At 37.3% G+C, this 3,363-nt stretch carries 3 protein-coding genes and 2 tRNA genes; all 5 read right to left on the minus strand.

Annotated features, from left to right (window positions below; translation table 11 throughout):
• Positions 1-167: 167 nt before the first annotated feature.
• Complete coding sequence (gene ilvE, locus AB1422_16950) at positions 168-1,043, minus strand: branched-chain-amino-acid transaminase (GenBank protein ID MEW6620993.1); 876 nt, start codon at positions 1,041-1,043, stop codon at positions 168-170.
• A gap of 297 nt (positions 1,044-1,340) precedes the next feature.
• Positions 1,341-1,433, minus strand: a tRNA-Ser gene (locus AB1422_16955).
• A 120-nt stretch (positions 1,434-1,553) separates the two neighbouring features.
• A tRNA-Ser gene (locus AB1422_16960) sits at positions 1,554-1,643 on the minus strand.
• Between the two features lie 250 nt (positions 1,644-1,893).
• Entirely contained in the window at positions 1,894-2,877 is a 984-nt protein-coding gene (locus AB1422_16965) for a hypothetical protein (protein ID MEW6620994.1), read from the minus strand.
• A gap of 123 nt (positions 2,878-3,000) precedes the next feature.
• Positions 3,001-3,363: coiled-coil domain-containing protein (locus AB1422_16970; protein ID MEW6620995.1), on the minus strand; the 363-nt coding region annotated here is incomplete at its 5' end.

Consider the following 3,363-nt stretch of genomic DNA (forward strand, 5'->3'; position numbering starts at 1 on the left):
TATTTAAAAAATTCACTTGTATCCGAACATACTATTTTTGTGCCTTTTTAGGGATATAAGTCAAGAAAAATATTTTTAAAAAAACTTAATTTTTTACTTGACATTTCACCATAAGACTTTGTGTCCACCATTATGGACAGGCGGGTTTCTCCTTTTTACCTTTCCTGTCACTTATAAATTTCTGTTCCTTCTCTTTGAGTCAATTTATGGAATATTTCTGTAATCTTTAAAGTAGTGATACCTGGTTTGCCCGTTCCAATGATGCGGTTATCAATTCTCACCACTGGAATTACCTCAGCGGCTGTGCCAGTCAAAAAACATTCATCTGCGGTATAAAGGTCAAACCGAGTTAAGACATTTTCAACCACCTTTAGTCCCATCTCTTCACCTATTTTCATCACCGTATCTCGTGTAATCCCCTCCAGGACACCTACCCATAAAGGCGGTGTAGTCAGGGTATGATTCTTGATAATAAAGATATTATCTCCACTACATTCAGTAACATATCCTTCGGTGTTTAACATCACTGCCTCTAAGACACCGGCATTACTCGCTTCAATCCGTGCTAAAATACTGTTAAGATAGTTTAATGTTTTCGCACAGGGACTTAAAGCTTCTTGAATATTTTTCCGAGTAGGCACGGTAACTATTTCCAATCCATTTTCATAACATTCCTTTGGATATAAACTTATCTTATCCACAATAATGATAACAGAAGGTTTTGGGCATTTTTTCGGGTCTAACCCTAAATCTCCTGCTCCTCTTGTGACCAGTAATCTAATATAGGCATCCTGTAATTCATTGGCTTTTATTGTTTCAATAACGGCTTTAGTTAATTCTTCCTTTGTTAAAGGTATAGTGAGCATAATATATTTTGCTGATTTATACAGTCTTTCTAAATGCTCATTTAATTTGAATACCCGGCCATTGTATACCCTGATTCCTTCAAATACCCCATCACCATAAAGTAAGCCATGGTCAAAAACAGAAATCTTTGCCTCTTCCTTTTTAAAAAGTTCTCCATCGATATACACTAATCCCATTGTTTTTTAAACCTCCTCTTCTAAAATTGAATGTCTCTTAAAAATTAATAAGGGATGTATGACGACCGTTTGTTAGAACAAGAAATGGATTGTCCTTCATCCCTTAGTTATCTCTTATCTTTACCCATAAGTTTTACTGGACAATGTTACATTCATTCACCATTCGCCATTCGCAATTCACCATTCACCATTTCTTCCCTAAATTTCCTTACTAATGGAGAATGGTGAATTGTCAATTGTGAATTATTACTTTTCACGGTGTCCAGTAAAAATTGTGGGACAGGATTAGCAATTATCTGGCGGAGAGGCTGGGATTTGAACCCAGGGTGCAGTTATACACCGCACAACTGCTTAGCAGGCAGCCCCGATCGACCACTCTGGCACCTCTCCACTTAGTGAATTAGTGATTAGCGAATTAGAGAATTAAAATATTCCAGTTCTCTAATTTGCTAATTCGCACTTTCCTCCTGTCTACTGATTACTGTCAACTATCTACTGACTACTATTTGCTGGCGGCGGGAGTAGGATTCGAACCCACGGACGAGTTACCCCGTCAACGGTTTTCAAGACCGCCGCAATCGTCCACTCTGCCATCCCGCCTATGGCTAACTATTTCAATAATAGAACGCAGATTATCAGGATAATAAACATTAAAATAAACCATAAAGACATCACGACACCAAGATTAAAGAATCATTTGGTATTTTAATCCTCATTTGGATATCTCATAGCAAAAACATATTTCATATATTTTCTTTATCTCTTAGTGCCTTTGTGCCTTGGTGGCTAATAATAGTTAGTATTTAAAATCTTGAAAATCGGCGTTCATCTGCGTCCAACAAATGATTATCTAAAACTTCACCGTGCAAGAAAGGAAATGCGTTCCTGCTCCACCACCTTGTAATAAGGCATAATCAATATCATATTTTAATTCCGGGAAAAACTTCTTTAATTCCCCTCTAACCCCAAATCCTATAGTATGATAATATTTATTCAAAAGCCCTGCCCGTATCGCCAGTTTATCCTCATACCATTTCTCAAAGCCTACGCGTACCCCACTTTGCCCCATATCTATCTTTGTATCATATACATTATCTAGTGTCCAATCGTAAATATCTATCGCAAAAATAGTTTTATCATCTGGTCTATAGGCAAACCCTGGTTTAATAATTTTTTTCCAGGAAAAATCGTAAATTGGCGAATCTTCCCCATAATGGATAACCGGTTCATCTAAATTTTGCACGATAAGCCCAAGTGAGAATTCCTTATTTACATGATACAAAATACCAACATCATACTCGATAACATCTGTTGTATGTCCTGTTGGTGGACAATCAGACCATTTGAAATCATCCGCAGATGTTCCGACCAAAAGCGATGAAGTTCTTTTTCGGATGTTAACACCCATTGCGACATTTTGAAATTGTCCCGTTCCATAACCTCCAAAGGCTAAACCAACCCATTCATCATCAATCGCATAATGAGTCAGGTCATCAGTTTCCTTTTCGTACCATTTGAATCCTGCTTTAAACTGCACATAATTCACTCCTATTCCTCCATAATCACCCAATTTAGTTCCTGCCGCTAACCACTCGTGATAAGTAGTTATCTCTCGGTTATTCATTGTGCGCATAATTGTTAGTTCTGACTTTTTTATATTCCCCAATCCGGCAGGATTCCAGAAGCAACTATCAATTCCTTCGGCTACCGCGACAAAAGTTCCTCCCATACCTAATGCCCTTGCCCCGACGCCTTCACCAAAGTAGCTAAAGCCAGTTTTTTGATTAAGTAATACTAACCCCATTCCTATTACCAAGATAGTTAATTTTTTCATAATCATATCCTTTCATCCAAAAATGAAGTTAAAAGTTTAAAAAAGTATATTCCTTTCCCGAATTCCAAATTCCTAACCTCGAATTTTCATTCTTCTTTTTAAATGCTATCTGAGTACTTACAGTTATCTTAGCCATTTTATAAGTCCTGCAACGGTAACAAGTTGTCCAATCCAGAAAAGAAACATCCATTTGATAATCTCTGTTTTAAATTGAGCTATCTGTGTTTGTATTTTTGCCACCTCTTCAGTAATCCGCCTATCAAGTTTAGCAGTCTCTTCAGTAATCCGTCTATCAAGTTTAGCAGTCTCTTCAGTAATCCGATTATCAAGTTTAGTCACCTCTTCAGTAATCCGTCTATCAAGTTTAGCAGTCTCTTCAGTAATCCGATTATCAAGTTTAGCAACCTCTTCAGTAATCCGTCTATCAAGTTTAGCAGTCTCTTCAGTAATCCGATTATCAAGTTTAGCAGTCTCTTCAGTAATCCG

The organism is bacterium, assembly GCA_040757115.1.
Taxonomy (GTDB): Bacteria; UBA9089; CG2-30-40-21; order CG2-30-40-21; family SBAY01; genus JBFLXS01.

Bases quoted from the DNA above. Each gene is read 5' to 3' on its own strand.
- ilvE (MEW6620993.1), bottom strand. From the start codon at position 1,043: ATGGGATTAGTGTATATCGATGGAGAACTTTTTAAAAAGGAAGAGGCA.
- AB1422_16965 (MEW6620994.1), bottom strand. From the start codon at position 2,877: ATGAAAAAATTAACTATCTTGGTAATAGGAATGGGGTTAGTATTACTT.